This window comes from Kribbella sp. NPDC004875 (assembly GCF_042873375.1).
GTDB lineage: Bacteria > Actinomycetota > Actinomycetes > Propionibacteriales > Kribbellaceae > Kribbella.
In genome coordinates this window covers 1,942,821-1,965,992 of sequence record NZ_JBIALI010000001.1, presented here as the reverse complement: position 1 = coordinate 1,965,992, position 23,172 = coordinate 1,942,821, and the positions used below count along the sequence as shown (strand labels likewise).

General features: G+C 69.6%; 23 protein-coding genes. 7 read left to right on the top strand and 16 right to left on the bottom strand.

The window, feature by feature from the left end:
• From nuoE to ACFYRH_RS09505, 7 genes are all read right to left on the bottom strand, one after another.
• Positions 1 to 828: an NADH-quinone oxidoreductase subunit NuoE gene (gene nuoE / locus ACFYRH_RS09535; protein ID WP_387770755.1), complete on the bottom strand. Its 828-nt coding sequence runs from the start codon at positions 826 to 828 to the stop codon at positions 1 to 3.
• The gene (locus tag ACFYRH_RS09530) at positions 829 to 2,166 is read right to left on the bottom strand and encodes an NADH-quinone oxidoreductase subunit D (protein WP_387770752.1); all 1,338 of its coding nucleotides are present in this window, start codon (positions 2,164 to 2,166) and stop codon (positions 829 to 831) included.
• A complete protein-coding gene (locus ACFYRH_RS09525; protein ID WP_387770750.1) occupies positions 2,166 to 2,873 on the bottom strand; it encodes an NADH-quinone oxidoreductase subunit C in 708 nt (235 codons plus the stop codon). Before ACFYRH_RS09525 ends, ACFYRH_RS09530 begins: the two co-directional genes overlap by 1 nt.
• Positions 2,870 to 3,424, bottom strand: a complete 555-nt coding sequence (locus ACFYRH_RS09520) for an NADH-quinone oxidoreductase subunit B family protein (RefSeq protein WP_131286677.1) — start codon at positions 3,422 to 3,424, stop codon at positions 2,870 to 2,872. Before ACFYRH_RS09520 ends, ACFYRH_RS09525 begins: the two co-directional genes overlap by 4 nt.
• Position 3,425: 1 nt before the next feature.
• Complete coding sequence (locus ACFYRH_RS09515; protein WP_387770747.1) at positions 3,426 to 3,785, bottom strand: NADH-quinone oxidoreductase subunit A; 360 nt, start codon at positions 3,783 to 3,785, stop codon at positions 3,426 to 3,428.
• A 116-nt stretch (positions 3,786 to 3,901) separates the two neighbouring features.
• Complete coding sequence (locus ACFYRH_RS09510; protein ID WP_387770744.1) at positions 3,902 to 5,215, bottom strand: geranylgeranyl reductase family protein; 1,314 nt, start codon at positions 5,213 to 5,215, stop codon at positions 3,902 to 3,904.
• A 170-nt stretch (positions 5,216 to 5,385) separates the two neighbouring features.
• The gene (locus ACFYRH_RS09505; RefSeq protein WP_387770741.1) at positions 5,386 to 6,084 is read right to left on the bottom strand and encodes a demethylmenaquinone methyltransferase; all 699 of its coding nucleotides are present in this window, start codon (positions 6,082 to 6,084) and stop codon (positions 5,386 to 5,388) included.
• Between the two features lie 142 nt (positions 6,085 to 6,226).
• Between ACFYRH_RS09505 and ACFYRH_RS09500 the strand changes: the two genes are divergently transcribed.
• Both ACFYRH_RS09500 and ACFYRH_RS09495 read left to right on the top strand, forming a co-directional pair.
• Positions 6,227 to 7,489, top strand: coding sequence for an isochorismate synthase MenF (locus ACFYRH_RS09500; protein ID WP_387770738.1), 1,263 nt, complete (start codon positions 6,227 to 6,229; stop codon positions 7,487 to 7,489).
• Positions 7,490 to 7,491: 2 nt separating this feature from the next.
• Positions 7,492 to 8,109 carry an MBL fold metallo-hydrolase gene (locus tag ACFYRH_RS09495; RefSeq protein ID WP_387770735.1) on the top strand — a complete coding sequence of 206 codons (618 nt, stop codon included), beginning with the start codon at positions 7,492 to 7,494 and terminating at the stop codon, positions 8,107 to 8,109.
• Positions 8,110 to 8,124: 15 nt separating this feature from the next.
• Here the strand turns inward: ACFYRH_RS09495 and ACFYRH_RS09490 are convergent, their stop codons facing one another.
• From ACFYRH_RS09490 to ACFYRH_RS09475, 4 genes are read right to left on the bottom strand one after another with little or no spacing between them, the layout of a single operon-like run.
• A complete protein-coding gene (locus ACFYRH_RS09490; protein WP_387770732.1) occupies positions 8,125 to 8,889 on the bottom strand; it encodes a MerR family transcriptional regulator in 765 nt (254 codons plus the stop codon).
• Positions 8,890 to 8,904: 15 nt separating this feature from the next.
• Positions 8,905 to 9,666, bottom strand: a complete 762-nt coding sequence (locus tag ACFYRH_RS09485) for an ABC transporter permease (RefSeq protein ID WP_387770729.1) — start codon at positions 9,664 to 9,666, stop codon at positions 8,905 to 8,907.
• Positions 9,663 to 10,430, bottom strand: a complete 768-nt coding sequence (locus ACFYRH_RS09480) for an ABC transporter ATP-binding protein (protein ID WP_387770726.1) — start codon at positions 10,428 to 10,430, stop codon at positions 9,663 to 9,665. The genes ACFYRH_RS09485 and ACFYRH_RS09480 overlap by 4 nt, the downstream gene beginning before the upstream one ends.
• Before the next feature lie 34 nt (positions 10,431 to 10,464).
• Complete coding sequence (locus ACFYRH_RS09475) at positions 10,465 to 11,301, bottom strand: GNAT family N-acetyltransferase (RefSeq protein ID WP_387770723.1); 837 nt, start codon at positions 11,299 to 11,301, stop codon at positions 10,465 to 10,467.
• Positions 11,302 to 11,495: 194 nt separating this feature from the next.
• On the opposite strand from ACFYRH_RS09475, the gene mptB reads away from it, so the two are divergent.
• Entirely contained in the window at positions 11,496 to 12,929 is a 1,434-nt protein-coding gene (gene mptB / locus ACFYRH_RS09470) for a polyprenol phosphomannose-dependent alpha 1,6 mannosyltransferase MptB (protein ID WP_387770720.1), read from the top strand.
• Here the strand turns inward: mptB and menD are convergent.
• From menD to ACFYRH_RS09455, 3 genes are read right to left on the bottom strand one after another with little or no spacing between them, the layout of a single operon-like run.
• A complete protein-coding gene (gene menD, locus ACFYRH_RS09465; protein ID WP_387770717.1) occupies positions 12,916 to 14,556 on the bottom strand; it encodes a 2-succinyl-5-enolpyruvyl-6-hydroxy-3-cyclohexene-1-carboxylic-acid synthase in 1,641 nt (546 codons plus the stop codon). The two genes, mptB and menD, sit on opposite strands and share 14 nt — an antisense overlap.
• Positions 14,553 to 15,479 carry an o-succinylbenzoate synthase gene (locus ACFYRH_RS09460; protein WP_387770714.1) on the bottom strand — a complete coding sequence of 309 codons (927 nt, stop codon included), beginning with the start codon at positions 15,477 to 15,479 and terminating at the stop codon, positions 14,553 to 14,555. The genes menD and ACFYRH_RS09460 overlap by 4 nt, the downstream gene beginning before the upstream one ends.
• Positions 15,476 to 16,567, bottom strand: coding sequence for an AMP-binding protein (locus tag ACFYRH_RS09455; protein WP_387770711.1), 1,092 nt, complete (start codon positions 16,565 to 16,567; stop codon positions 15,476 to 15,478). Before ACFYRH_RS09455 ends, ACFYRH_RS09460 begins: the two co-directional genes overlap by 4 nt.
• Before the next feature lie 133 nt (positions 16,568 to 16,700).
• Between ACFYRH_RS09455 and ACFYRH_RS09450 the strand changes: the two genes are divergently transcribed.
• On the top strand, positions 16,701 to 17,573 hold the full coding sequence (locus ACFYRH_RS09450; RefSeq protein WP_387770708.1) for a 1,4-dihydroxy-2-naphthoate polyprenyltransferase: 873 nt from the start codon (positions 16,701 to 16,703) through the stop codon (positions 17,571 to 17,573).
• 103 nt (positions 17,574 to 17,676) lie between these two features.
• Here the strand turns inward: ACFYRH_RS09450 and ACFYRH_RS09445 are convergent, their stop codons facing one another.
• Positions 17,677 to 18,795: a PLP-dependent cysteine synthase family protein gene (locus ACFYRH_RS09445; protein WP_387770705.1), complete on the bottom strand. Its 1,119-nt coding sequence runs from the start codon at positions 18,793 to 18,795 to the stop codon at positions 17,677 to 17,679.
• A gap of 81 nt (positions 18,796 to 18,876) precedes the next feature.
• Here ACFYRH_RS09445 and ACFYRH_RS09440 point away from each other — a divergent pair, with 81 nt between their 5' ends.
• Genes ACFYRH_RS09440 through ACFYRH_RS09430 form a run of 3 tightly spaced genes read left to right on the top strand, consistent with a single transcriptional unit; the run spans position 18,877 to position 20,774 of the window.
• Positions 18,877 to 19,188, top strand: a complete 312-nt coding sequence (locus ACFYRH_RS09440; RefSeq protein WP_387770702.1) for a hypothetical protein — start codon at positions 18,877 to 18,879, stop codon at positions 19,186 to 19,188.
• Between the two features lie 37 nt (positions 19,189 to 19,225).
• Positions 19,226 to 20,245: a M48 family metallopeptidase gene (locus ACFYRH_RS09435; RefSeq protein ID WP_387770699.1), complete on the top strand. Its 1,020-nt coding sequence runs from the start codon at positions 19,226 to 19,228 to the stop codon at positions 20,243 to 20,245.
• A 46-nt stretch (positions 20,246 to 20,291) separates the two neighbouring features.
• Positions 20,292 to 20,774 (top strand): GNAT family N-acetyltransferase, encoded by a 483-nt coding sequence (locus ACFYRH_RS09430; protein ID WP_387770696.1) that lies wholly within the window; start codon positions 20,292 to 20,294, stop codon positions 20,772 to 20,774.
• A gap of 4 nt (positions 20,775 to 20,778) precedes the next feature.
• Here the strand turns inward: ACFYRH_RS09430 and ACFYRH_RS09425 are convergent, their stop codons facing one another.
• The gene (locus tag ACFYRH_RS09425; RefSeq protein ID WP_387770693.1) at positions 20,779 to 23,163 is read right to left on the bottom strand and encodes a hypothetical protein; all 2,385 of its coding nucleotides are present in this window, start codon (positions 23,161 to 23,163) and stop codon (positions 20,779 to 20,781) included.
• Positions 23,164 to 23,172 lie beyond the last annotated feature (9 nt).

Below are 23,172 nucleotides of genomic sequence, written 5' to 3'. Positions count from 1 at the left end.
TCAGCCCTCCTTCCGGGAGTCGTCGGTGTGCACAGCCTGGGACTCCTTGCCCGGCTGGTCGGAGGGCCGCGGACCGGCGGCCGCCTCCGGTGAAACAGTGCTCTCGGCCGCCGCGCCCGACGTTCCGCCGGAGCCGTTCGGGGCCGACCAGTTGCGCTCGCGGGCCAGCCGGAGGCCGGCCAGCGAGGCCTTGCCACCGGTCGGGCCCTCGTCGGCGCGGCCGTCGGGGTAGCCGGCGAGCACTCGCTCGGCCTCCCGCCAGGTGCAGATCGTCGCACCGCGCGGGGACTTCACCTCGGTGCCCTCGCGCAGGTCGTCGACCAGCTGGGTGGCGCTCTCCGGCGTCATGTCGTCGAAGAACTCCCAGTTCACCATCATCACCGGCGCGTAGTCGCAGGCGGCGTTGCACTCGAGGTGCTCGAGGGTGATCTTGCCGTCCTCGGTGGTCTCGTCGTTGCCGACCTCGAGGTGCTGCTTGAGCCGCTCGAAGATCAGGTCGCCACCCATCACCGCGCACAGCGTGTTGGTGCAGACGCCGACGTGGTAGTCGCCGACCGGGCGGCGCTTGTACATCGTGTAGAAGGTGGCCACCGCCGACACCTCGGCGCCGGTCAGCCCGAGCACGTCGGCGCAGGCCTCGATGCCCTCCGGGGTGACCCGGCCCTCGACCGACTGCACCAGGTGCAGCATCGGCAGCAGCGCGGAGCGGCCGACCGGGTACCGGGCGGCCAGCTCGCGCATCTCCGCGATCGTGGTCTCGGTGATCTTCGAGTCGCCGGTGCTGTAGGGCACCGTCTTGTCGGTAGCAGTTGTGTGGTTCTCGGCCATTTAGCGGTCCACTCCACCCATCACCGGGTCAAGGCTGGCGACGGCGACGATCACGTCGGCGACCTGGCCGCCCTCGCACATGATCGGCATCGCCTGCAGGTTTGCGAAGGACGGGTCACGGAAGTGCACCCGGAACGGCTTCGTGCCGCCGTCGGAGACGACGTGCGCACCGAGTTCGCCACGCGGCGACTCGATCGCCACGTAGGCCTGCCCGGCCGGCACCCGGAAGCCCTCCGTGACCAGCTTGAAGTGATGGATCAGCGCTTCCATCGACTCGCCCATGATGTGCTTGATGTGGTCGAGCGAGTTGCCCATCCCGTCGGCGCCGACGGCCAGCTGGCTCGGCCAGCCGATCTTCTTGTCGGCCACCATCACCGGCTGGCCTTCCATCTTCTCCAGCCGGTCGGCGCACTGCTCGATGATCTTCAGCGACTCGTGCATCTCCTGCAGCCGGACGCGGAACCGGCCGTACGAGTCCGAGCTGTCCCAGGTCGGGACGTCGAAGTCGTAGGTCTCGTACCCGCAGTACGGCTGGGACTTGCGCAGGTCCAGCGCGTAGCCGGTCGAGCGCACCGTCGGGCCGGAGATCCCGAGCGCCATGCAGCCGGCCAGGTCGAGGTACCCGACGTTGCCGAGCCGGTGCTTGAAGATCGGGTTCGCGTTGCAGAGCTCGGCGTACTCCGGGAGATGCTTGTTCATCCAGGTGATGTACTCGCGGATCTTGTCCAGCGCGCCCGCGGGCAGGTCCTGGGCGACACCGCCGGGCCGGATGAACGCGTGGTTCATCCGCAGGCCGGTGATCAGCTCGAACAGGTCCAGCGTCATCTCGCGCTCGCGGAACCCGATCGTCATCACGGTCAGCGCGCCGATCTCCATCCCGCCGGTGGCGATGCAGACCAGGTGGCTGCTGATCCGGTTGAGCTCCATCAGGAGCACCCGCATCACGTTGGCCTTCTCCGGGATGTCGTCCTCGATCCCGAGCAGCCGCTCGACGGCCAGGCAGTACGCCGCCTCGTTGTAGAACGGCGACAGGTAGTCCATCCGGGTGACGAAGGTGACGCCCTGCGTCCAGGAGCGGAACTCCATGTTCTTCTCGATACCGGTGTGCAGGTACCCGATGCCGCAGCGGGCCTCGGTCACCGTCTCACCGTCGAGCTCGAGGATCAGCCGGAGCACGCCGTGTGTGGACGGGTGCTGCGGGCCCATGTTGACGACGACGCGCTCTTCGGGCTCCTCGCCGAGGCCGGACACGACCGAGTCCCAGTCCTGGCCGGTAACGGTGAAGACCTTGCCCTCGGTGGTGTCCCGAGTGGTCGCGTAAGGGTCTGTAGTGGTCATCAGTTGTACGACCTCCGCGTGTCGGGCGGTGGGATGACAGCGCCCTTGTACTCGACGTCGATACCGCCGAGCGGGTAGTCCTTGCGCTGCGGGTGACCCGGCCAGTCGTCGGGCATCTGGATCCGGGTCAGCGCCGGGTGACCGTCGAAGACGATGCCGAAGAAGTCCCAGGTCTCCCGCTCGTGCCAGTCGTTGGCCGGGTAGACCGAGACGATCGACGGGATATGCGGGTCGCCGTCGGGCGCCGACACCTCCAGCCGGATCCGGCGGTTGTGGGTGATTGACAGGAAGTGATAGACGGCGTGCAGTTCGCGGCCGGTCTCGTGCGGGTAGTGCACCCCGCTGACGCCGGAGCAGAACTCGAACCGCAGCGCCTCGTCGTCGCGCAGGTGCTGGCAGACCTCGACGAGCTTCTCGCGCTTGATGTGCAGCGTCAGCTCGCCGCGGTCGACCACGACCTTCTCGATCGCGCCGTCGCCGACCAGGCCCTCGAGGCGCTCGGTGGCGCCGTCGAACCAGCCGCCGTACGGCTTCGGTGTGCTGCCGGGCAGTGCCACCTGGCGGCGCAGGCCACCGAAACCGGAGGTGTCGCCGGTACCACGGACGCCGAACATGCCCTCGCGCTGGTCGATCACCTCCGCCTGCGGGGTCTGCGCGTCACCAGCGGCAGAGGTCGCCGGGAGGTTCTCCGGCTGGGTGTCGCTCACCGGAGCAGCCCCTTCATCTCGATCGTCGGTGCGGCGGTCAGGGCCGCGGCCTCCTGCTCGGTCTGCAGCGCCTTCTTGTGCGCGCCGAGCTTCATGTGCTGGATCTGGTCGTGGATCTTCAGGAACGCGTCCAGCAGCATCTCCGGCCGCGGCGGGCAGCCGGGCAGGTACATGTCGACGGGTACGACGTGGTCCACGCCCTGCACGATGGCGTAGTTGTTGAACATCCCGCCCGAGGACGCGCAGACGCCCATCGCCAGCACCCACTTCGGGCCGGGCATCTGGTCGTAGATCTGGCGCAGCACCGGAGCCATCTTCTGGCTCACCCGGCCGGCCACGATCATCAGGTCGGCCTGGCGCGGCGAGGCCCGGAAGACCTCCATGCCGAACCGCGCGGCGTCGTACCGCGGCGCGCCCGTGGTCATCATCTCGATGGCGCAGCAGGCCAGCCCGAAGGTTGCCGGCCACAACGACGCCTTGCGCATGTAGCCGAGCAGTCCTTCGACGGTGCTCAGCAGGACGCCTGCCGGAAGCTGTTCCTCAAGACCCATGTCAGTCCCACTCCAGTCCACCGCGGCGCCACACGTAGGCGTACGCGATGAAGACGGTGACGATGAAGATGACCATCTCGACCAGCCCGAACAGGGCCATCTGGTCGAACGCGACCGCCCACGGGTAGAGGAAGATGATCTCGATGTCGAACACGATGAACAGCATCGCGGTGATGTAGTACTTCACCGGGAAGCGGCCACCGCCGACCGGCTGCGGCGTGGGCTCGATACCGCACTCGTACGAGTCCAGCCTGGCCCGGTTGTACCGCTTCGGGCCGACCAGTGCACTCACGGCGATGCTGCCCGCTACGAAGAGCGCCGCGAGCACAGCCAGAGCGAGAATCGGTGTGTAGGGGTGCATCGCTGCGTGCTCCCTCCTTCAGCCGGTGGTCTTGTGTGTCGTGTCTTTCAGGGACAGTCCCGTTCCCAGGACTGTGTTATCAGTACCGCTGTGGCTCAGCTCACTCGCCCCGCCGGTCAGGCCGCGGGGGCGAGCTTGGTGAGGCCGTTGATGATCTTGTCCATCACGTCCCCGTCGCGCGGGTCGGTGAGGTTGGCAAGCAACTTCAGGGTGAACTTCATCAGCGTGGTGCGCGGCAGACCGTACTTGGTGCACAGCCGCATCACCTCCGGATTTCCGATCAGCTTCACGAAGATCCGGCCGAGGGTGTAGTAACCGCCGTACTCCTGCTTCAGCGCCTTCGGGTACGCCGACAGCGCGCGCTCCCGCTGGTTCGGCTGCCGGCGCAGTGCCTGGGCGGCGACCTCGGCGGCGAACGCCCCGGACTCCATCGCGTACGGGATGCCCTCGCCGTTGAACGGGTTGACCATGCCGCCGGCGTCGCCGAGCAGCATCAGGCCGCGGGTGTAGTGCGGCTGCCGGTTGAAGCCCATCGGCAGCGCCGCCCCGCGGATCGGGAGGGTCTGGAACTCGTCGCGGAACTGCCACTCCTCCGGCGTGTTCTTCAGCCAGGCCTTCAGCAGGTCGGCGTAGTCGACCTTGCCGAACGCCTCGGAGGTGTTCAGGATGCCGAGGCCGACGTTGACCGTGCCGTCACCCATTCCGAAGATCCAGCCGTAGCCGGGGAGCAGCACCTTGCCGCCGGGCTGCTTGGGGTCGTCGGCCCACAGCTCGAGCCAGGACTCCAGGTAGTCGTCGTGGGTCCGCGGGCTGGTGAAGTACGTCCGGACCGCGACCCCCATCGGACGGTCGTCGCGCTTGTGCAGGCCCATCGCGATGCTCAGCCGGGACGAGTTGCCGTCGGCCGCCATCACCAGTGGCGCCCGGAACTCGAGGTCGTCGCCGGCCCGCCGGCCGTTGTCGTCGACCGGCTTCGCGGTGACGCCGACGATGTGGCCGCGGTCGTCCAGGATCGGGCCGCTGACGTTGGTCCGCTCGCGCAGCCGCGCCCCGGCCTTCACGGCCTGCCGGGCGAGCATGTCGTCGAAGTCCATCCGGTTCCGGGTCAGGCCGTAGTTCGGGTGGCTGGCCAGATCCGGCCAGTCCAGCTGCAACTGGTGCCCGGCACCCTGGATCCGGAGCCCGTAGTTGCGGATCCAGCCGGCCTCTTCGGAGATGTCGATGCCCATGTTGATGAGCTGCTTGGTGCCGCGCGGGGTGAGCCCGTCGCCGCAGACCTTCTCCCGCGGGAACGCGGTCTTCTCCAGCAGCAGCACGTCGAGACCGGCGTTCGCCAGGTGGTACGCCGCCGCCGATCCGGCCGGTCCGGCGCCGACGACGATCACATCGGCGGTCTCCGCCTGCTGCCCGCTCGGCACGCTCTGGCTCATCTCTTTCCCGGCCTGGAAGTTGGGGGCGTGTGCGCTCGTGAAGTGATTCACGAAGCCTCTACACCCGACAGTCTAGGACTGCCTGACGTGGACACGAAACTGACCCCAACACCCTTGTTGGCAAGCGATTTACGCTTAAATTCCGTTGCGTAATTAACTGGCCAGATTTCCTATTGGCGCCGCACGCCGCGGTGGATGGCCACCAGACCACCGGTCAGGTTCCGCCACTGCACCCTGGTCCAGCCCGCGTCCTCGATCGCCCTGGCCAGCGGCTCCTGCGGCAGCCAGGCCCGGGTCGACTCCGCGAGGTACTCGTACGCCTCCGGGTTGGTCGACACCACCTTCGCCACCGCCGGCACCGCCCGCATCATGTACTCCAGGTACACCACCCGGAACGGTTTCCAGGTCGGGTGCGACTGCTCCAGTACGACGAGCCGCCCGCCGGGCCGTGTCACCCGGAGCATCTCCCGCAGCGCGACCGGCACGTCGTTCACGTTCCGCAGCGCCCAGGAGATCGTCACCACGTCGAAGGTCTCGTCGGCGAACGGCAGCCGCAGCGCGTCACCGGCGATCAGGTCCAGCTCGGGGTACCGGCGCTTGCCGACCGTGAGCATGCCGACGGAGAAGTCGCACGACACCACCTCGGCGCCGGCCTCCCGCAACTTGATGCTCGACGCCCCGGTCCCGGCGGCCAGGTCGAGGATCTTCAGCCCCTTCCGCGGCGCGATCTCGGCCAGCGTCGCGGGCCGCCAGTACAGCTTCTCCAGCCCCAGGGTGGCGACCGCGTTGGTCCGGTCGTACCCCTCCGCCACGTTGTCGAACATGGCGGCAACAGCCTGCGGGTCCTTGCTCAGATCGGCACGGGTCACTTGTCTAGTTGATCACGGGCTGGAGTGGCACCGAAATTCGCTGGACATCCGGCAGGCATACCCTTGCCTTTCGTGAGTGCATCTCCACGGTGGGGGACGGCTGCCGCAACCCGGGGCCGCAGCGCGAGCGAGGAGTGGTGCCGTGAGTTTGTCTGAGCCGATCCGCAGCCGGGCTCCCCGCCTGGTGATCAGGAGCCAGCCGGTCGAGGGGGTCTCGGCGGACCTGCTGGACCATCTGCCGGCCGCCGGCGGGCTGGCCTGGGTCCGGCGCGCCGACGGGCACGTCGGCTGGGGCGTCGCCGCCCGCCTCGACGTTGCCGGGAGCAACCGGTTCCAGCAGGCGCAGGCCTGGTGGCAGGAGCTCACCGCCGCCGCCGTGGTCCGCGACGAGGTCGGCGTACCAGGCTCCGGGCTGGTCTGCTTCGGGTCCTTCGGGTTCACCGACCAGGACCCGGGTGAGCTGGTCGTGCCCGAGGTGATCGTCGGCCGCCGCGGTGGCACCACATGGGTGACCACGATCTCGCCGGCCAGTTCGCTGGCCGCGGCGCCGCACCTGATGGTGCACGAGCCGTCCCCGGTGTACGACGTGACGTTCGCGGACGGCGCCCGGACCGGGACCGACTGGTCCGGCATCGTCGCCGACGCGGTCCGCCGGATCACCGCCGGCGAGCTCGACAAGGTGGTGCTGGCCCGCGATCTGATCGCGATCGCCGAGCAGCCGATCGATCTCCGCTGGCCGCTGCACCGGCTCGCGACGGCGTACCCGAACTGCTGGACGTTCTCCGTCGACGGTCTGATCGGCGCGACGCCCGAGCTGCTGGTCCGCCGCGAGAAGGGCCTGATCACGTCCCGCGTGCTGGCCGGCACGATCCGGCGTACCGGCGACGACGCGCACGACCTGGCGCTGGCCGCGTCGCTGGCGCGGTCCTCGAAGGACCTCGAGGAGCACGAGTTCGCGGTCCGCTCGGTCGCCGACGCGCTCGAGCCGCACTGTACGTCGATGAACGTCCCGGAGACCCCGTTCGTCCTGCACCTGCCGAACGTGATGCACCTGGCCACCGATGTCGCCGGCGTCGCGAACAACGGCGCCTCGGCCCTCGGGCTGGCCGCCGCCCTGCACCCGTCCGCGGCGGTCTGCGGTACGCCGACCCCGGTCGCCCGCGACCTGATCGGTGAGATCGAGGGTATGCAGCGCGGCCGGTTCAGCGGACCGGTCGGCTGGATGGACGCCGCGGGTGACGGCGAGTGGTGCATCGCCCTGCGCTGCGGCCAGGCCGACCCCGACGACCCGCGCCGGGTGCGGCTGTTCGCCGGCGCCGGCATCGTGGCGGGTTCGAACCCGGACGCCGAACTGGCCGAGACGAACGCCAAGCTGGTTCCGATGAGAGACGCCTTGGGAGACTGACTGTGAAGCTCACGAAGTTCGCGCACGCATGCGTTCGGCTGGAGAAGGACGGGAAGACCCTGCTGGTCGACCCGGGTGCGTTCAGTGAGGACGCCGCCCTCGAGAAGGCCGACGCGATCCTGGTCACGCACGAGCACCAGGACCACCTGGACGTCGACCGGGTCGCGGCCCTGGATGTCCCCGTCTACACGAACGCCGGTGTCGCCGCGCAACTGACCGCGCTCGGCGAGCGGGTGCACGTGGTCGAGGGCGGGCAGTCGTTCGAGGCGGCCGGTTTCGCGGTCAGTGCCTACGGCAAGGACCACGCGGTGATCCTGCCGGAGTGGGGCGTGCCGTGCGAGAACATCGGCTTCCTGATCGACGACGCCGTCTACCACCCGGGTGACTCGTTCACCCAGCCCGACCGCGCGGTGCACACCAACCTGGTGCCGATCTCCGGCCCGTGGTTCGCGCTCCCGCCGGCCGTCGACTACGCCCGGTCCGTCAAGGCCGACCAGCTCGTCGGCATCCACGACGGCCTGCTGAGCCCGATCGGTCTGAGCATGTTCCCGCGCTTCTTCAACTCCGACGAGCGCCCGTACCACGGCCTCACCCCGGGCGAGTCCCTCGAGATCAACTGAACGCCGCGCGTTGAGCTAGCCGGCCGGAGCTCGCTCGATGCGGGTCCATCCTTTCCAGCCGCGTTGCTCGAGGATCGCCAGCAGCCGCTCGGCGTTCGGCGTCGACTCGAGCATCGCGGCGTCCAACAGGGCAACCATGCGGTCGTCGAGGCCTTGGGCGCCGGTCGTTCCGGACTCGACGGCGGCGATCATCAGGCGCTCCACGATGTCGGCGACCTCGACGATCCGTGGGTCGTCCGGTGGTGCGTCGAGCGCCTCGTTGACCAGGCTGTAGAGCTTCAGCATGTCCGGGTGCCGCAGGCCTTCGTACTTCAGCGCGATCACGTGGTCGATCGCTTCCGGGGCCTGCGCCGCGACCAGGATCCAGGCGTCGCGCTCCATCTCGATGTAGCGCTCCTGGAGGCCGAGACCGCGGAGCGTGTCCAGGTAGCCCACGACGCTCTGCGGAAGGGCTAGGTGCTCCCCGGCAGCGAGTCTGGCGAGCCGCCGCCGGGTTTCCTGGATCCGCCGGACCTCGGCGCGCAGCTCCTTGTCGATCTCCCGGACACCGTCGGCGAACTCCTCGGACGTCGCGTCGAGCAACTCGTGCACGCGGGCCAGCGGTACGCCGGCCTGCGCCAGGGTGTGGATCCGGATCAGCCGTACGGCGGCAGCAGCGCCGTACACGCGGTAGCCGGAGTGATCACGGTCGGGCTCGGGCAGCAGACCGATCTTGTGGTAGTGCCGCACTGCCCGGACCGTCACTCCGGCGTACGCCGCCAACTGGCCGATGGTGAGCATGGTTCCCAGCTTGCGTCACGCGATCTTGCGACGGTAGATCACCATCGCGAGGACATAGGCGACGACGAGCAGGCCGATGCACCACGCGAGCGCGGTCCAGACGCCGTGGCCGACGGGCTGCTGCGCGAACAGATTGCGGATCGTGTCGACGATCGACGTCACCGGCTGGTTCTCGGCGAACCAGCGCACCGGACCGGGCATGGTCTGCGTCGGTACGAACGCCGAGCTGACGAACGGCAGGAACAGCAGCGGGTACCCGAACGCGCCCGCGCCCTCGACCGACGAGGCCGTTAGTCCGGGGATCACCGCGAGCCAGGTGAGTGCCAGGGTGAACAGCACCACGATGCCGGCGACCGCGAGCCAGTTCAGCAGGCCGGCCCCCGAACGGAAGCCCATCAGCAGCGCGATCCCGGTCACCACGACGAGCGCGATCAGGTTGGCGACCAGTGACGTGACGACATGGGCCCACAGCACGCTCGACCGGGCGATCGGCATCGACTGGAACCGCTCGAAGATCCCGGTCTGCAGGTCCATGAACAGCCGGAACGCCGTGTACGCGACACCGGAGGCGACCGTGATCAGCAGGATGCCGGGCAGCATGTAGTTCACGTACCGCGTGGAGCCGGTGTCGATCGCACCGCCGAAGACGTAGACGAACATCAGCATCATCGCGACGGGCGTGATGACGGTGGTGATGATGGTGTCCGGGCTGCGGGTGACGTGCCGCAGCGTCCGCACGGTGAGCGCGCCGGCGTCACCGAGGAAGTTCGTGGTCATCGTGCCTCCTGCGGGCCGGTGGTGGCGCCGGTGATCGCGAGGAAGATCTCCTCGAGGGTCGGCTGCTTCTCGACGTACTCGATCTGGGTGGGTGGGAGGAGCTGCTTGAGCTCGGCCAGCGTGCCGTCGGCGATGATCCGGCCCCGGTGCAGGATCGCGATCCGGTCGGCGAGTTGTTCGGCCTCCTCCAGGTACTGCGTGGTGAGCAGCACCGTCGTCCCCGAGCCGGCGAGTTCCTTGACCAGCTGCCACACCTCGATCCGGGCCTCGGGGTCGAGTCCGGCGGTCGGCTCGTCCAGGAAGACCACCGCGGAGTCCCCGATCAGGCTCATGGCGATGTCGAGACGCCTGCGCATGCCCCCGGAGTACGTCGACAGTTTGCGCGCGCCCGCCTCGGTCAGCGAGAAGCGGGCCAGCAGGTCGTCGGCCGCCGCGCCCGGATCGTCGAGGTGCCGCAGCTTGGCGACGAGCACGAGGTTCTCGCGACCGGTGAGGATGTCGTCGACGGCCGCGAACTGGCCGGTGAGGCTGATGGACTCCCGCACCTGGGCGGCCTGCGTCGCGACGTCGAATCCGTTGACGGCGGCCGTCCCCGCGTCGGCCCGCAACAGCGTGGCGAGGATCTTGATGGTCGTGGTCTTGCCGGCGCCGTTGGAGCCGAGCAGGGCGAAGATGCTGCCCCGCTCCACCTCGAAGTCGACACCGCGCAGCACTTCGTTCTTCGCGTACGACTTCCGCAGTCCTCGCACCTGAATGGCTGTCATGACCACAGCGTCGAGGGTTGACCCTGGGTCAAGGTCAAGCAGGCGGCGCGGTGAACTCCACGTCGACGAAGTCCGCCACCGGGCGGTAGCCCGCCTGGTGGTAGATCTTGTTGGAGGTCGGGTTGGACAGTTCGGTGTACAGGCAGGCCTGGTTGCCGCCGGCAAGGATCAGCGCGCTGACGTGACTGGTGAGCGCACCGGCGTACCCGTGCCGGCGGTGCTCCGGCGGCGTGTAGACCGGGCCGACGCGGCAGACGCCGTACAGCGCCGCGTGATAGCCGACCATGCTCACCGCTTCTCCGCCGGCCTCCCAGATCCACAGCGTCGCCTGCTCGAGCTGGCGCTCGGCCCACTCACGGTGGCCGGTGGACAGCTCGTCGGCGAAGCCGTCCTTGCCCCATGCGGCGACCAGGTCGACCTCGTCGGCCCGCATCGGCCGTGGGCCGCCGGCGTCGGCCGTGAGTGGCGTGAGCTCGATCAGCTTGTGCAGCCGGGTACCGCGCGACTCGGTCGCCTGGCCGCCACGGAGCTCGCACCACCGCCGGGCGAAGCGCAGCGCGGCCGGGCGGTCCCCCGCGACGGCGGGCAGCTCCCCGAGTACGTCGGCGTACGCGTCCGCGATCGGCTCCGCGAGGTCCGGCGGCAGCGCACCGAGGTACACCCCGCGTCCCGGCGTACGCATCGCGACACCGGCCACGTCCGGATCGTGCACGGAGACGAAGTACGACGGCTCGGACTCCGGCCGCGCGATGCCGCTCGCGCGCTCGTGGACGTTGGTCATGATGATCGTGTGCAGCACCGGATCCTTGTGCAGGAAAGGGAACACGGTTTCTTCGAATTTCCGCGGATCACTGGTCACCCGGACGTCCATGCCCGGAGAGTACGCCCGCACGGGGCGGACAGTCGTCCGGATTTACGCAGTGACCATGTCCACCACGCGGTTGTTGCTGCTCGGCGTCGTGCGGATCTTCCAGCCCGCCTACGGGTACCAGCTGCGGCGGGAGCTGCTCCCAGATGACGTCTTATGTTCATCGGTGCGTCGCATGGCCCGGTTACGGTGCGGCCATGCGATCGCCGATGGTTCGCGGGATCGTCGGGTCTGTCGTAGTCGCTCTGGCGAGCCCGGTGACGTCGGTGGTGCCGCCGTCCTCCTGGGTCGCCACGCTGCCGGTCACCGGCGACCTGCGGCACTCGTTGCCCGGCCGGATGGCCGGACTGACGTTCATGGTCGCCGGGCTCGGGCTGATGGCCTGGGCCTGGCTGACAGTCGGACGCCGGGTCATGGCCGGCGAACGGTTCCCGCTGGTCCGCATGACGGCGTACTGGAGTGCACCGCTCCTGCTGGCTCCCCCACTGTTCAGCCGGGACGCCTGGAGCTACGCGGCACAGGGCGCACTGGTGGCCGAGGGCTACAACCCGTACGACGTCGGTCCCGGCGTCCTGTCCGGTCACATCATCGAGGCCGTCGACCCGATGTGGATGCAGACCCCCGCGCCGTACGGGCCGCTTCCCCTCGCGTACGGCGGTCTGGTCGCCCACCTCACCATGAACCCGTACCTGCTGATGCTGGCGCACCGCCTGCTCGCCGTAGTCGGCATAGGCCTCATCGCCTGGGCCGTGCCCCGCCTGGCGACCGCATGTCGCGTCGACCGGAGCTTCGCCACCTGGCTGGTCGTACTGAACCCGATGCTGATCACTCACGGCATCGGTGCGGCCCACAACGACGTACTGATGCTCGGACTGGCCTGCAGCGCGTTCGCACTGGCCCTCACCGGTCGATGGGGTACGGCGGCAGTCGTGGCCGGCGCTGCGGCCGCCGTTAAGCTGCCTGGCGGTCTCGTAGCGATCGCCATCGCCGCAGTGATGAGTCCGCTGGCCGGTCGGCTGCACCGGTTCGCCAGCCTGGCCATCGCCGGCGCCGTGTCGGTGCTGACGCTCGTCACCGTCGGCGCGCTGACCGGTGTGGGCTCCGGCTGGCTCGGTGCACTCGACGTACCCGGTCTGGTCCGTTCACCGTTCTCCATCGCCAATCTGGTCGGTATGGCGGCTTCCGGCGTGCTGGGCTGGCTCGGCGAGGACACCGCGGCCACCCAGGCACTGCAGATCGTCAGACTGGTCGGCATGCTCGCCGCGCTGGGGCTGATCGCCTGGCTGAGTCTCCGGTCGTCGATCCATTACGCTGCGCGGGCTGTCGGCGTCGCACTGCTCGCTGTGGTCGTGCTGGGTCCGAGCGCCCACGACTGGTACTTCCTGTGGTGCCTGCCGTTCCTGGCCGTCGCCCGGCCGGGGCGCAAGCTGACCATGATCATCACCGCGGTCAGCCTGATCTTCACGATCGCCGCACCACTCAACTCCTCGCTGCGCGGTGCGACGATTCCGATCCTCACGACGACCGCACTGGTCGTCGCGGTCGCGTTGCCGCTGCTCAACCACCTCCGCACGCTGCACCCGATCCGCAAGACCGAGCAGGCCGAGAAGGTCCCGGTTACAGCTGCTTGAGTGCAGCGACCATCGCCGCGCCCAGTGGGCGGTGACCGTCGCGGGAGATCCGCACCTCGATCACGTCCAGCCCGGCGACTGTCGGCACGAGCGCGGCTCGCAGTTCGTCCACGGTCTCCACCCGCGTGTACGGCGTACCGCTGGCGGCGCACAGTGCGGCGAGGTCCACGTCGTGCGGCGTACCGAAGACGCGCTCGAAGTGGGTCGCGTGGTTCGGATCGCCCTGCTCGAGCGTGGAGAAGATGCCGCCGCCGTTGTCGTTGACGACGACGATCCGCAGGTCGGGCCGCGCCTCGTCCGGGCCGATCACGAGCCCGTTGCTGTCGTGCAGGAAGGCGAGGTCACCGATCAGCGCGTACGTCGGTCCCGCGTTCGCCAGCGCCGCGCCGACGGCCGTGGAGATGGTGCCGTCGATGCCGGCCAGGCCGCGGTTGGCGATGGTGCGGATCGGCACGACAGGCGCGAGGTCGAGGTCGCGGACCGGGTTCGAGGACGCGACGACCAGCATGCCGTCGGCGCCGACCGCGGCACCGACGAGCGCCGCGACGCGCGGGCCGCTCAGGCCGTCCGCCAGCACCTTGTCGAGCTCGGGACGGGCGAGCTGGTCGGCGTGCTGCCAGCGCGCGAGCCAGTCGGTCGGGTCGGGCGCGGTGACCTCGAGCCCGGTCACCACGGAGGCCGCGCGCCGCGCCGGGTCCGGCCACAGACCGGTCGGCGACACGACGACCACCTCGACGTCCGGCCGGGCGAGCAGCTTCGAGATCGGCCGGGACAGCGTCGGGTGCCCGAACACCAGCACCCGCTCGATCTCGGCGCCCAACGAGCTTGCCTGAAGCAACAAACGGTACGCCGAGATCACCGACGGACCGGTGCGCGCACGGCTGGACGGCTCGGCGAACAACGGCCATTGCCCTGCTTCGGCAACCAGCCGGGCGGACTGTGAGGCACCATCGCCTGCGACCACGACTGTCTTCGGTCCTGGCGACACAGCGGACGGCTGGCCGGCCGCGGCACGGATAGCAGTCCAGGGTCCGGCGCTGCGACCGTGGAGCGACTCCGGCCAGTCAGGTCCGTCAGTAGGGACAAGCGGCTCGCTGAGCGGGCAGTTGAGCTGCACCGGTCCTGGGTCCGCAGAGCGAGCACCTGTCGCGTTGGCCACGGCCCGCGCGACCTGTGAACGCCAGTAGGCGACCTGCCCGATCTCACGGACCGGAGTGCCCATCTCGTGGAACAACCGGACCGCAGAGCCGAACACCTTGAGTTGGTCGGTCGTCTGGTTCGCACCGCTGCCTCTGAGCGCCGGTGGCCGGTCAGCGCTCAGCACGATCAGCGGCAGGCCGCTGTGCGAGGCCTCGAGAACGGCGGGGTGCAGGTTGGCCACCGCGGTGCCGGAGGTTGTCACGACCGGGACTGGCAGACCGCTGCCCCGCATCAGTCCGATGGCGAGGAATCCCGCCGTACGCTCGTCGATGCGGACGTGCAGGCGGAGTCGTCCGTCGCGGTCGGCGGCCGCGAACGCGAGGGCCAGGGGTGCGCTGCGCGAGCCTGGCGACACCACAGCCTCGCGTACGCCGGACCGGATCAGTTCGTCGACGACCACCGTCGCGAACGCCGTGGACGGGTTCATCCGGCACTCCTTACTCGGGACAAGCGCTCTTCCCACACCTTGGTCCGGTCCGCGTCCGCCCGCGCCGCCTGCAGTAGCTGGGGATCCGGTGCGAGCCGTTTGACCGGCAAGAACCCGTCGACGGGCAGCAGCGGTTCAGCGACTACCTCTTGGGTGAACATCGAGACGGTCGCGAGTCCGCAGGCATACGGGAGTTCTGGGAGCGCTGCGGCGAGTGCAACGCCCGCCGCGATCCCCACCGAGGTCTCCAACGCTGACGACACCACCACGGGCAGACCGATCTGCTCAGCGATCTCCAGACACGCACGGACGCCACCAATAGGCTGCACCTTGAGTACGGCGATGTCCGCTGCGTCGAGCTTCTTGACCAGATACGGGTCCTCAGCTCGCCGGATGGACTCGTCCGCCGCAATAGGTACGTCGACGCGTCGCCTGACCTCCGCCAGCTCTTCCACTGTGGCTGTGGGCTGCTCGACGTACTCCAGCTCGAAGCGCTGCAGCTGCTTGATGCTCTGGACTGCCTGGTCGACGGACCATGCGCCATTCGCGTCGATGCGCACTCGTCCACCGCCGATCGCGTCACGTACTGCTTCGACGCGTTCCAGGTCGTCGGCCAGCGTTTGACCTGGCTCGGCCACCTTTACCTTCGCCGTACCGCAGCCTGATGCTCTCACGATCGCCGCGGCCTTCGCGGGGCCGATGGCCGGCACAGTGCAGTTGACGGGCACCCGGTCGCGCACCGGCGCCGGCCAGCCTGTCTCGGCTGCCTCGTGCGCCGCCCGCAACCAGGACACACAGGTCGCGTCGTCGTAGTCCAGGAACGGACTCCACTCGGCCCACCCCGCCGGGCCTTCGAACAGCATGCCTTCGCGGACAGTGATGCCGCGGAACTTGTTCTTCAGGCCGATCGAGTACGTGATCACCGCACACCGTCCAGCAACGCCTGGCGGTCGACCTTGCCCGAGGCAAGCATCGGCAACGCCTGCAGCTCGACGACGTCGCGCGGCGCCCAGGTCCGCGGCAAGGTCTGACTCACCCAGTCGCGCAGTTCGTCCCGGGCAGGTACGCCGACGACGAACGCGACGACCCGTGTCCCCCACTCGGCATCCGGAACCCCGAGCACGACGGCATCCCGAACACCCGGATGCTCCAGCAACCGCGCCTGGACGGTCGTCAGCGTGACGTTCACCCCGCCCGAGATCACCACGTCGTCCACCCGGCCGACGACCCGCAGGCGACCGTCCACGAACTCACCCCGGTCCTGCGTCCGGAACCACCCGTCCCGCAGGACTTCCGCGGTCAGCTCCGGGCGCAGCCGGTATCCCGAGAACAGCGTGCTGCCCTTGATCAGGATCCGCCCGTCGTCCAGGTCGATCGACGTGCCGTCGAGCGGCGTCCCGGCGTACACGCACCCGCTCCCGGTCTCCGTCATCCCGTACGCCGGAATCGCGGTCACGCCGGCGTCCGCGGTCTTCGACCTCAACTGCTGTGGCATCGAGGCGCCACCGATGATGATCGCGTCGAACGAGCGCAGCGCGTCCAGGTCCGTGTCGAGGTAGCGCGCCAGTTGGGTCGGCACCATCGCCGTGTACCGGCGGGCCCCCGTCAGCTGGGCGGCGCTCTCGGTGAAGCTCCGGCCGAGAATCACCGGCGTCGTACCGGCAACCAGGGACCGCGTGAGGATCTGCAGGCCGCCGACGAAGTACGGCTTCATCGGGAGCAGCCACTGACCCGGGCCGCCCAGGCGGTCGTGCGTCGCGACCGCGGACGCGATGAGCGCATCGCGTGACAGCAGTACGCCCTTGGGCTCCCCGGAGGACCCGGACGTGGTCAGCACCACCGCGGTGCCGTCCTCGAGCGGCTCGTCCGGCGCCGCCGCCTGCTTCACGCGGACGGCCGCCGCCGCGTCGTCGGGCACCGGCGCGAACGGCGTACCGGTCCCGTCGAGTACGCCGCTCAACGCGGACAGCACCGCATCCGCCGTACCGGGAACCAGCCGCAAGGTAGCCATGTCATTCCGAGCGTACGGCCCGGGCGCCGCGATCCGGACGCACACCCAGCCGTCCGAGACCCACGCCACACGGCAGGAGTCCAGCCCGGCCCGCTGGTGCCGGTCGCCCGTGTGGCTGACAGAATCGATGCTCATGGCTACCCCTGCCCAGTGGCTCGAAGGCGCCCGCCCTCGCACGCTGCCCGCCGCGATCTCCCCCGTCCTGGTCGGAACCGGCGCGGCCGCGTACCTGGACGGCTTCGTCTGGTGGAAGGCACTGCTCGCGCTCGGCGTCGCACTGGCGCTGCAGATCGGCGTGAACTACGCCAACGACTACAGCGACGGCATCCGCGGTACCGACGAGAACCGCGTCGGCCCGCTCCGCCTGGTCGGCTCCAAGGTCGCCACACCCCGGGCAGTCAAGACCGCCGCGTTCACCTGCTTCGGCATCGGCGCCGTACTCGGCATCGTGCTCTGCGCCACCACGACCTGGTGGCTCCTCGTCGCCGGCGCCGCGTCCCTCCTCGGCGCGTGGTTCTACACCGGCGGCAAGCGCCCGTACGGCTATCGCGCGCTCGGCGAGGTCAGCGTCTTCCTGTTCTTCGGCCTGGTCGCCGTGCTCGGTACGACGTACGTCCAGGCGGAGACGCTGCATTGGACGGCTGTCGCAGGCGCTGTCTCGATCGGCTCGATCGCTTGTGCGCTCCTGGTCGCGAACAACCTCCGCGACATCCCCACCGACTCGGTCACCGGCAAGCGCACACTGGCCGTGGTCCTGGGCGCCGCGAACTCCCGCCGCCTCTACGCCGCCCTGACCGCGCTGGCGTTCCTCCTCGCGGCCGTCTCCGCCATCGCCACCCCCTGGACCCTCCTGGCCTTCATCGCCATCCCCCTGGCCATCAAGTCGACCCGGGTAATCCTCAGCGACGCCGTAGGCCCCGCCCTCATCCCGGTCCTCAAGTTCACCGGCCTCACCGAACTCCTCTACGCCATCGGCCTCGGCCTCGGCCTGGCCCTGGGCAGCTGAGGGAAGAACCTGCCCACGCACTCCTGCCGTGACCCACGACAGAGCGCGGTGGCCGTGAACAGGCAATAACCTGTGCACGGCAACCGCGAGGTGTCCAGGGTCCCTACTCCGGTTCTTTCCAGAGGCCGGTGGTGGCGAAGGTTTCGAGGGTGGCGGTGTACGGCGTGATGTCGATGCCGGCGGTGCGGAGCCAGGTGTCGTCGTAGTAGGTGTTGCCGTAGCGTTCGCCGCTGTCGCAGAGCAGCGTGACGATGCTGCCGCGGACGCCCGTACGGCGCATCTCGGCGGCCAGGCGGAGTGCGCCCCAGAGGTTGGTGCCGGTGGAGCCGCCGACGAGGCGGCCGGTGACGTGGGAGCAGAAGCGCATCGCGGCGATCGAGGCGGCGTCGGGTACGGCGATCATCCGGTCGACGACGCCGAGGACGAAGGACGGTTCGACGCGCGGGCGGCCGATGCCTTCGATGCGGGACGGGCGGCCGGTGGAGAACTCGTGGTCGCCGGCCTCGAACGCGGGGTAGAAGGCGGAGTTCTCGGGGTCGACGACCGCGACCGACGTGTCGAACCGCTGGTAGCGGACGTAGCGCCCGATCGTGGCCGACGTACCGCCGGTGCCGGCGCCGACGACGATCCAGGTGGGGATCGGGTGCTGTTCGAGCGACAGCTGCCCGAAGATCGACTCGGCGATGTTGTTGTTACCGCGCCAGTCGGTCGCGCGCTCGGCGTACGTGAACTGGTCCATGTAGTGGCCGCCGGTCTCCTCGGCGAGCCGCTTGGCCTCGCCGTAGATCTGGCCGGAGCGTTCGACGAAGTGGCAGCGGCCGCCGTAGAACTCGATCAGCTCGACCTTCTCGGGGCTCGTCGAGCGCGGCATCACGGCGACGAACGGGAGGCCCAGCAGCCGGGCGAAGTACGCCTCGCTGACCGCGGTGGAGCCGCTGGACGCCTCGATCACCGTGGTGCCCTCGTGGATCCAGCCATTGCAGAGCGCGTAGAGGAACAGCGACCGGGCGAGCCGGTGCTTGAGCGAGCCGGTGGGATGCACGGACTCGTCCTTGAGGTACAGGTCCACACCGGTACCGTCCGGCATCGGGAACACGTGCAGGTGCGTGTCCGCGCTGCGGTTCGCGTCGGCGTCCACGATCCGGATCGCCTCGGACACCCAGGCCCGCGCCTTGTCGTCACGCCGATCGACCTCACGGCACACCCCGTCAACCTCACTCATGCGGGCCAGGCTAAGACGTAGGACGTGATTTGAGTATTCCTACGCTCTGCAACCACCGCCCCGTGCGCCGAGGATCGGTGCATGATCCCGCTCGGAGCCGTGCAGTTCTCGCCTGGCGACATAGCCCTGATCTTCGCCGTGCTCGCCCTCGGCGCCACCGCGCTCGCGCTGCCCGCCACGCTCGCGCTCGCCTGGGTAGGTCACCGCCGCGCCACGAACCACCCGGGCTGGAACGCCGCCTGGTACTGGTTCGCCGGTACGGCGCTGTGCCTCGCCGCCACCGCCTTCACCGCGAGCAAGGGCCTGGGCTGGTGGTCCGTCCCGGTCGGATGGGTCCCCACGCTGGCGCTGGCGGCAGCGCTCCGACCGCGATCGGACCCGACCGCGAGCTAGGTTGGGAACCCATGACGACTGGGCAGCAGGGGGAGCGATGAGCGAGAACACCGATCGGCCGACGCGGCAACGGGTGACGTTGACCGACATCAGTTCGCGGGCGTGGGAGCACCCGGCGGACCGTGGTGCCCTGGTGGCGCTGCGGCAGCTGAAGGGCTTCGACTACGTCCTGCGGAAGATGTCCGGGATGATCAACGAACGCGCGTTCCGGCTGCAGTTCCTGGGCGGGGCGATCCGGGTGGACGAGCGCCAGTTCCCGACCGTGCACCGGCTCTACACCGAGGCGGGCTCCACGCTCGACGTACGGCAACTCCCGGAGTTGTTCGTCACCAACAGCCCGATCTGGAACGCGGTCACGATCGGCATGGACCGGCCGTTCATCGTGGTGAACAGCTCGCTGATCAAGGGCCTGGACGAGGAGGAGCTGCGGTTCATCCTCGGTCACGAGCTCGGCCACGCGCAGAGCGGCCACGCCCTGTACCAGTCGCTGCTGCTGTGGCTGATGCGGCTCACCGGCGCGATCAACTGGATGCCGATCGGAGCGCTCGGGATCCGGGCGATCATCGCCGCACTGCACGAGTGGTCCCGCAAGGCGGAGCTCTCCGGCGACCGGGCCGGTCTGCTCGCGGTGCAGGACCCGGCGGTCGCGCTGCGGGTGCAGATGAAGCTCGCCAGCGGCGGTCAGCTCGACGAGCTCGACACCACCACGTTCCTCGCCCAGGGCACGGAGTACGAGAGCGCCGGCGACCTGCGGGACAGCGTGCTCAAGCTGCTGCTGCTCGAGGCGCAGACGCACCCGATGGCCGTCATCCGGGCGCACGAGCTGCGCCGCTGGGTCGACGAGGGCGAGTACACGACGATCGTCTCCGGCGACTACCCGAAGCGGCAGGACGACGCCGGGGCCTCGATCTCCCAGGAGGCGAAGAACGCGGCCAAGTCGTACTCCGAGGCGTTCAACCGCTCGCAGGACCCGCTGGCCAAGTTCCTCCGCGACCTCGGCGACGGGCTCGGCGGCGTCCGCGACTGGGTGTCCTCGAAGTTCCCGCCCAGGCCCTGAAACCGGGTGGTCCCCGGTCCGGCCCGGCTGCGATCCTGTGGACACTATGATCGACGTACAAGCAATCGGGCCGGACGACTGGAAGGCCTGGCGGGAGCTGCGGCTCGCCGCGCTCGAAGAAGCACCCTTCGCCTTCGGTTCGCAGCTGAAGGACTGGATCGATGCGCCCGAGGACCGCTGGCGGGAGCGTCTGAGCGTGCCCGGCGCGCACCAGGTGATCGCCTCGATCGACGGCGTCCCCGCGGGGATGGCCGGCGGTTTCCTGGACGACGACCAGCGCACTGCCGAGCTGGTGTCGATGTGGGTCGCGCCGCCCGGCCGCGGCAAGGGCGTCGGCAACGTGCTGATGGCCACGATCGAGGACTGGGCCCGCGGCACCGGCGCCGAGGTCCTGAAGCTGTCGGTTGTCCCAGGCAACGACCCGGCGCACAACCTCTACCTGCGCAGCGGTTTCACCGACACCGACGAACCAGGCGACCTGATGCCCGACGGCGTCCGCCGAGAACTCGTGATGCGCAAACCGCTCTGACCGATCAGCGCCCCAGGTCGCCGCGCCGTCCACGCGGCCCTTCGGGACGTCGCCCGGGCGCCTGCCCGTCGCCTTGCACACCGAGCGACCCTCGGTCGAGCGTCTGAGAGCCGGGAGCTTCCGGTTCCGTGGCAGGCGTCACCAGCGCGGCCGCCCGGTCACCGAGCCGGTTCTGCATCCCGGTCACGAAGTACCGGCTCGGCGCGGTCTCCCAGGTTCCCCGAGCGCGTTCGATGTCGTTCATCCGCTCGTGCAGCACCGGTTCCTGACCGCGCTGCGTGGTCTGATCGCAGAACCAGTACCGGGTCGCCTCCCGGGCGGTGTAGTCGTACCCCTTGGCCGCGACGTCGACGACCTCGATCCCCCCGTCCGGCGTCTCGTCGAAGGTGATGTACGCCGGTCCGTGCTCGTCGGACTGCGCCGCGACCGTCACCCGGTTCCCGTTCACCGGCGGGACCGGGATTTCGGACTGCTTGACCTTGTTGTCGCTCTGCACGTCCCGGACGATCTCCGTGGCCAGCTCCCGGTCCGCGTCGACCGCGTGGTCCAGCCGACGTACCGAACCGTTGGCCTCGCGGAAGTCCGTGAGCAGTTGGGAGACCTGGTCGAGCCCACGCGCGGTCGGCCAGCCCGACTTCGCCTCCGCGGACACGATCGCGACCCGGGTGGCGTCCGGGAGGAAGACCTGTACGCGGGTCTCGTCGTCGAGCGGCCGGACGTCGGTCACCTGCAGACCGAGCGCCGGCAGCTGCTCCGACGCGGCCTCGGCGTCGGTCAGGAACATGGTGACCGGCGTCTGCCGGTACGACCGCTCGTACACGCCGTCGACGACCGCGGCGGTCAAGGCGTCGTCGGCGCCCGGCACGGCGCCGAACGTCCCGAGCTCCCAGCGCGGGCCGACGTTCCGGACGCTCGCCGCGGCCACGGGTGCCCCGTCGAGTACGGCGACCGCCACAAGCTGGTGGCTCTCCTCGGAGTTCAACGCGCGCCACATGCCGTCGACGCCGGGCTGCACCGATCCGTCCGCGTCTCCCGCCGCCGCCCACACTTCGTCGGACGCCCGCTCCCGCAGGTCGGCCAGCCTCGGATCGGACGACCCGAGCAGCAGCACGTCGCCGCCGGCCTCCCGGAACCGTTGCACGCCGGCCGCCAGCGCGGCCGGGTCGGCGGACGGGACGGTGGGGGTGTCCAGGACCTTCAGCACCTCCGCCAGGCGTGCCGCCGACTCCTTGTCGAGATGCCGGAGGTTGCTTTCCATCCGGGCGGTGATGGACTTGGCGTCGGCAGAGCTGACCGAGTACTCACGATTGCCCATGTACTCGATCGCACCGGCCTCGGAGAACGAGACCGCGCCACCGCGCAGGCCGGCGCTCTGGAGCATCGCGAACTCGATCGCCCGCTTCGCGCCGACGTCGGCGGTCCCGAGGAAACGCAGTACGTGCACGTCACCGGTGGCCTTCTGCCCGGTCGTGATCAGGCCTCGTGGCCGGCCGTCCGCCATCGCGACCAGCGTCCGCACACCGGGCTTGTCCGGGAGCGGGTTCTGGGCGAGCAGGTGCGACCCGGGGACGATCTCGAGCATGGCGAGACCGGCCGCGTCCCGATCCATCGGGTCGGCGTGGTCGTACACCTCGAGCGTGCCGCCCCGGTCGAGCCAGCCCTTCAGCTCGGTGGCCCAGCGCCGTGGCCCTTGTCCACCGGCGACCGCCGACTGCACCTGCGGGAACGGGTCCCGGCCGTCGGCCTGGCGGAGCGCCACCTGCTCGGCGATGTGCCGTACGTCGTCTGCCGTCCAGGTCTGCGCGGCCGACTTCGTGCTGCCCGCCTGCCCGTTGGACCAGATCATCCGCCGGGCCTCGAGCGCCCGCGGCCCGTGCCAGGTATCCGGCGACACCTGATGCGAGAGGTTCAGCGTCTCGCGCGCGGCGATCGACGCGAGCGCGTACTGCGTGGCGTACCCGGCCTGTTCGCCGCTCGGTAGCGAGACGTCCCCGAGCACCGCCGCCGGCGGGAACGTCGTACCACCGCCGACCACTACCAGGTCGTCGTTGTCCCGCCGGAAGGTCACGACGGTCATCGGTCCGTCGTCGCCGACCTCGGCCACCAGCGCGTACTCCGCGTCCTGATGCGCGAGGGCGTCGACCGCGGCCCGCTGGGACCGCCAGCCGGGGCCGCGGTCGATACCGGGCAGTCCGCGGCGCAGCGTCTCGGTCAGGTGCTCGGTCTCAGCGAAGGTGTTCCCGACGCGGCGGCTGTAGCGCTGCCAGTCGGCCGCGGAGCGCTTCGCGATCACCCGCACCGTCGCGCCCGGCCGGCTCACGAACCCGCTCACTCCGGCAGCGATCGATGCCACGGTCCCCTGCTGGTGCTGATTCGGTTCGTCGGCCACCCTGTCACT

Coding starts and splice junctions, on each gene's coding strand:
- ACFYRH_RS09480 (WP_387770726.1), bottom strand. CDS start 10,430: ATGACAGCCATTCAGGTGCGAGGACTGCGGAAGTCGTACGCGAAGAAC.
- ACFYRH_RS09440 (WP_387770702.1), top strand. CDS start 18,877: ATGATCCCGCTCGGAGCCGTGCAGTTCTCGCCTGGCGACATAGCCCTG.
- ACFYRH_RS09475 (WP_387770723.1), bottom strand. CDS start 11,301: ATGGACGTCCGGGTGACCAGTGATCCGCGGAAATTCGAAGAAACCGTG.
- menD (WP_387770717.1), bottom strand. CDS start 14,556: ATGAACCCGTCCACGGCGTTCGCGACGGTGGTCGTCGACGAACTGATC.
- ACFYRH_RS09520 (WP_131286677.1), bottom strand. CDS start 3,424: ATGGGTCTTGAGGAACAGCTTCCGGCAGGCGTCCTGCTGAGCACCGTC.
- nuoE (WP_387770755.1), bottom strand. CDS start 828: ATGGCCGAGAACCACACAACTGCTACCGACAAGACGGTGCCCTACAGC.
- ACFYRH_RS09450 (WP_387770708.1), top strand. CDS start 16,701: ATGGCTACCCCTGCCCAGTGGCTCGAAGGCGCCCGCCCTCGCACGCTG.
- ACFYRH_RS09485 (WP_387770729.1), bottom strand. CDS start 9,666: ATGACCACGAACTTCCTCGGTGACGCCGGCGCGCTCACCGTGCGGACG.
- ACFYRH_RS09445 (WP_387770705.1), bottom strand. CDS start 18,795: ATGAGTGAGGTTGACGGGGTGTGCCGTGAGGTCGATCGGCGTGACGAC.
- ACFYRH_RS09455 (WP_387770711.1), bottom strand. CDS start 16,567: ATGGCTACCTTGCGGCTGGTTCCCGGTACGGCGGATGCGGTGCTGTCC.
- mptB (WP_387770720.1), top strand. CDS start 11,496: ATGCGATCGCCGATGGTTCGCGGGATCGTCGGGTCTGTCGTAGTCGCT.
- ACFYRH_RS09530 (WP_387770752.1), bottom strand. CDS start 2,166: ATGACCACTACAGACCCTTACGCGACCACTCGGGACACCACCGAGGGC.
- ACFYRH_RS09435 (WP_387770699.1), top strand. CDS start 19,226: ATGAGCGAGAACACCGATCGGCCGACGCGGCAACGGGTGACGTTGACC.
- ACFYRH_RS09430 (WP_387770696.1), top strand. CDS start 20,292: ATGATCGACGTACAAGCAATCGGGCCGGACGACTGGAAGGCCTGGCGG.
- ACFYRH_RS09510 (WP_387770744.1), bottom strand. CDS start 5,215: ATGAGCCAGAGCGTGCCGAGCGGGCAGCAGGCGGAGACCGCCGATGTG.
- ACFYRH_RS09515 (WP_387770747.1), bottom strand. CDS start 3,785: ATGCACCCCTACACACCGATTCTCGCTCTGGCTGTGCTCGCGGCGCTC.
- ACFYRH_RS09490 (WP_387770732.1), bottom strand. CDS start 8,889: ATGCTCACCATCGGCCAGTTGGCGGCGTACGCCGGAGTGACGGTCCGG.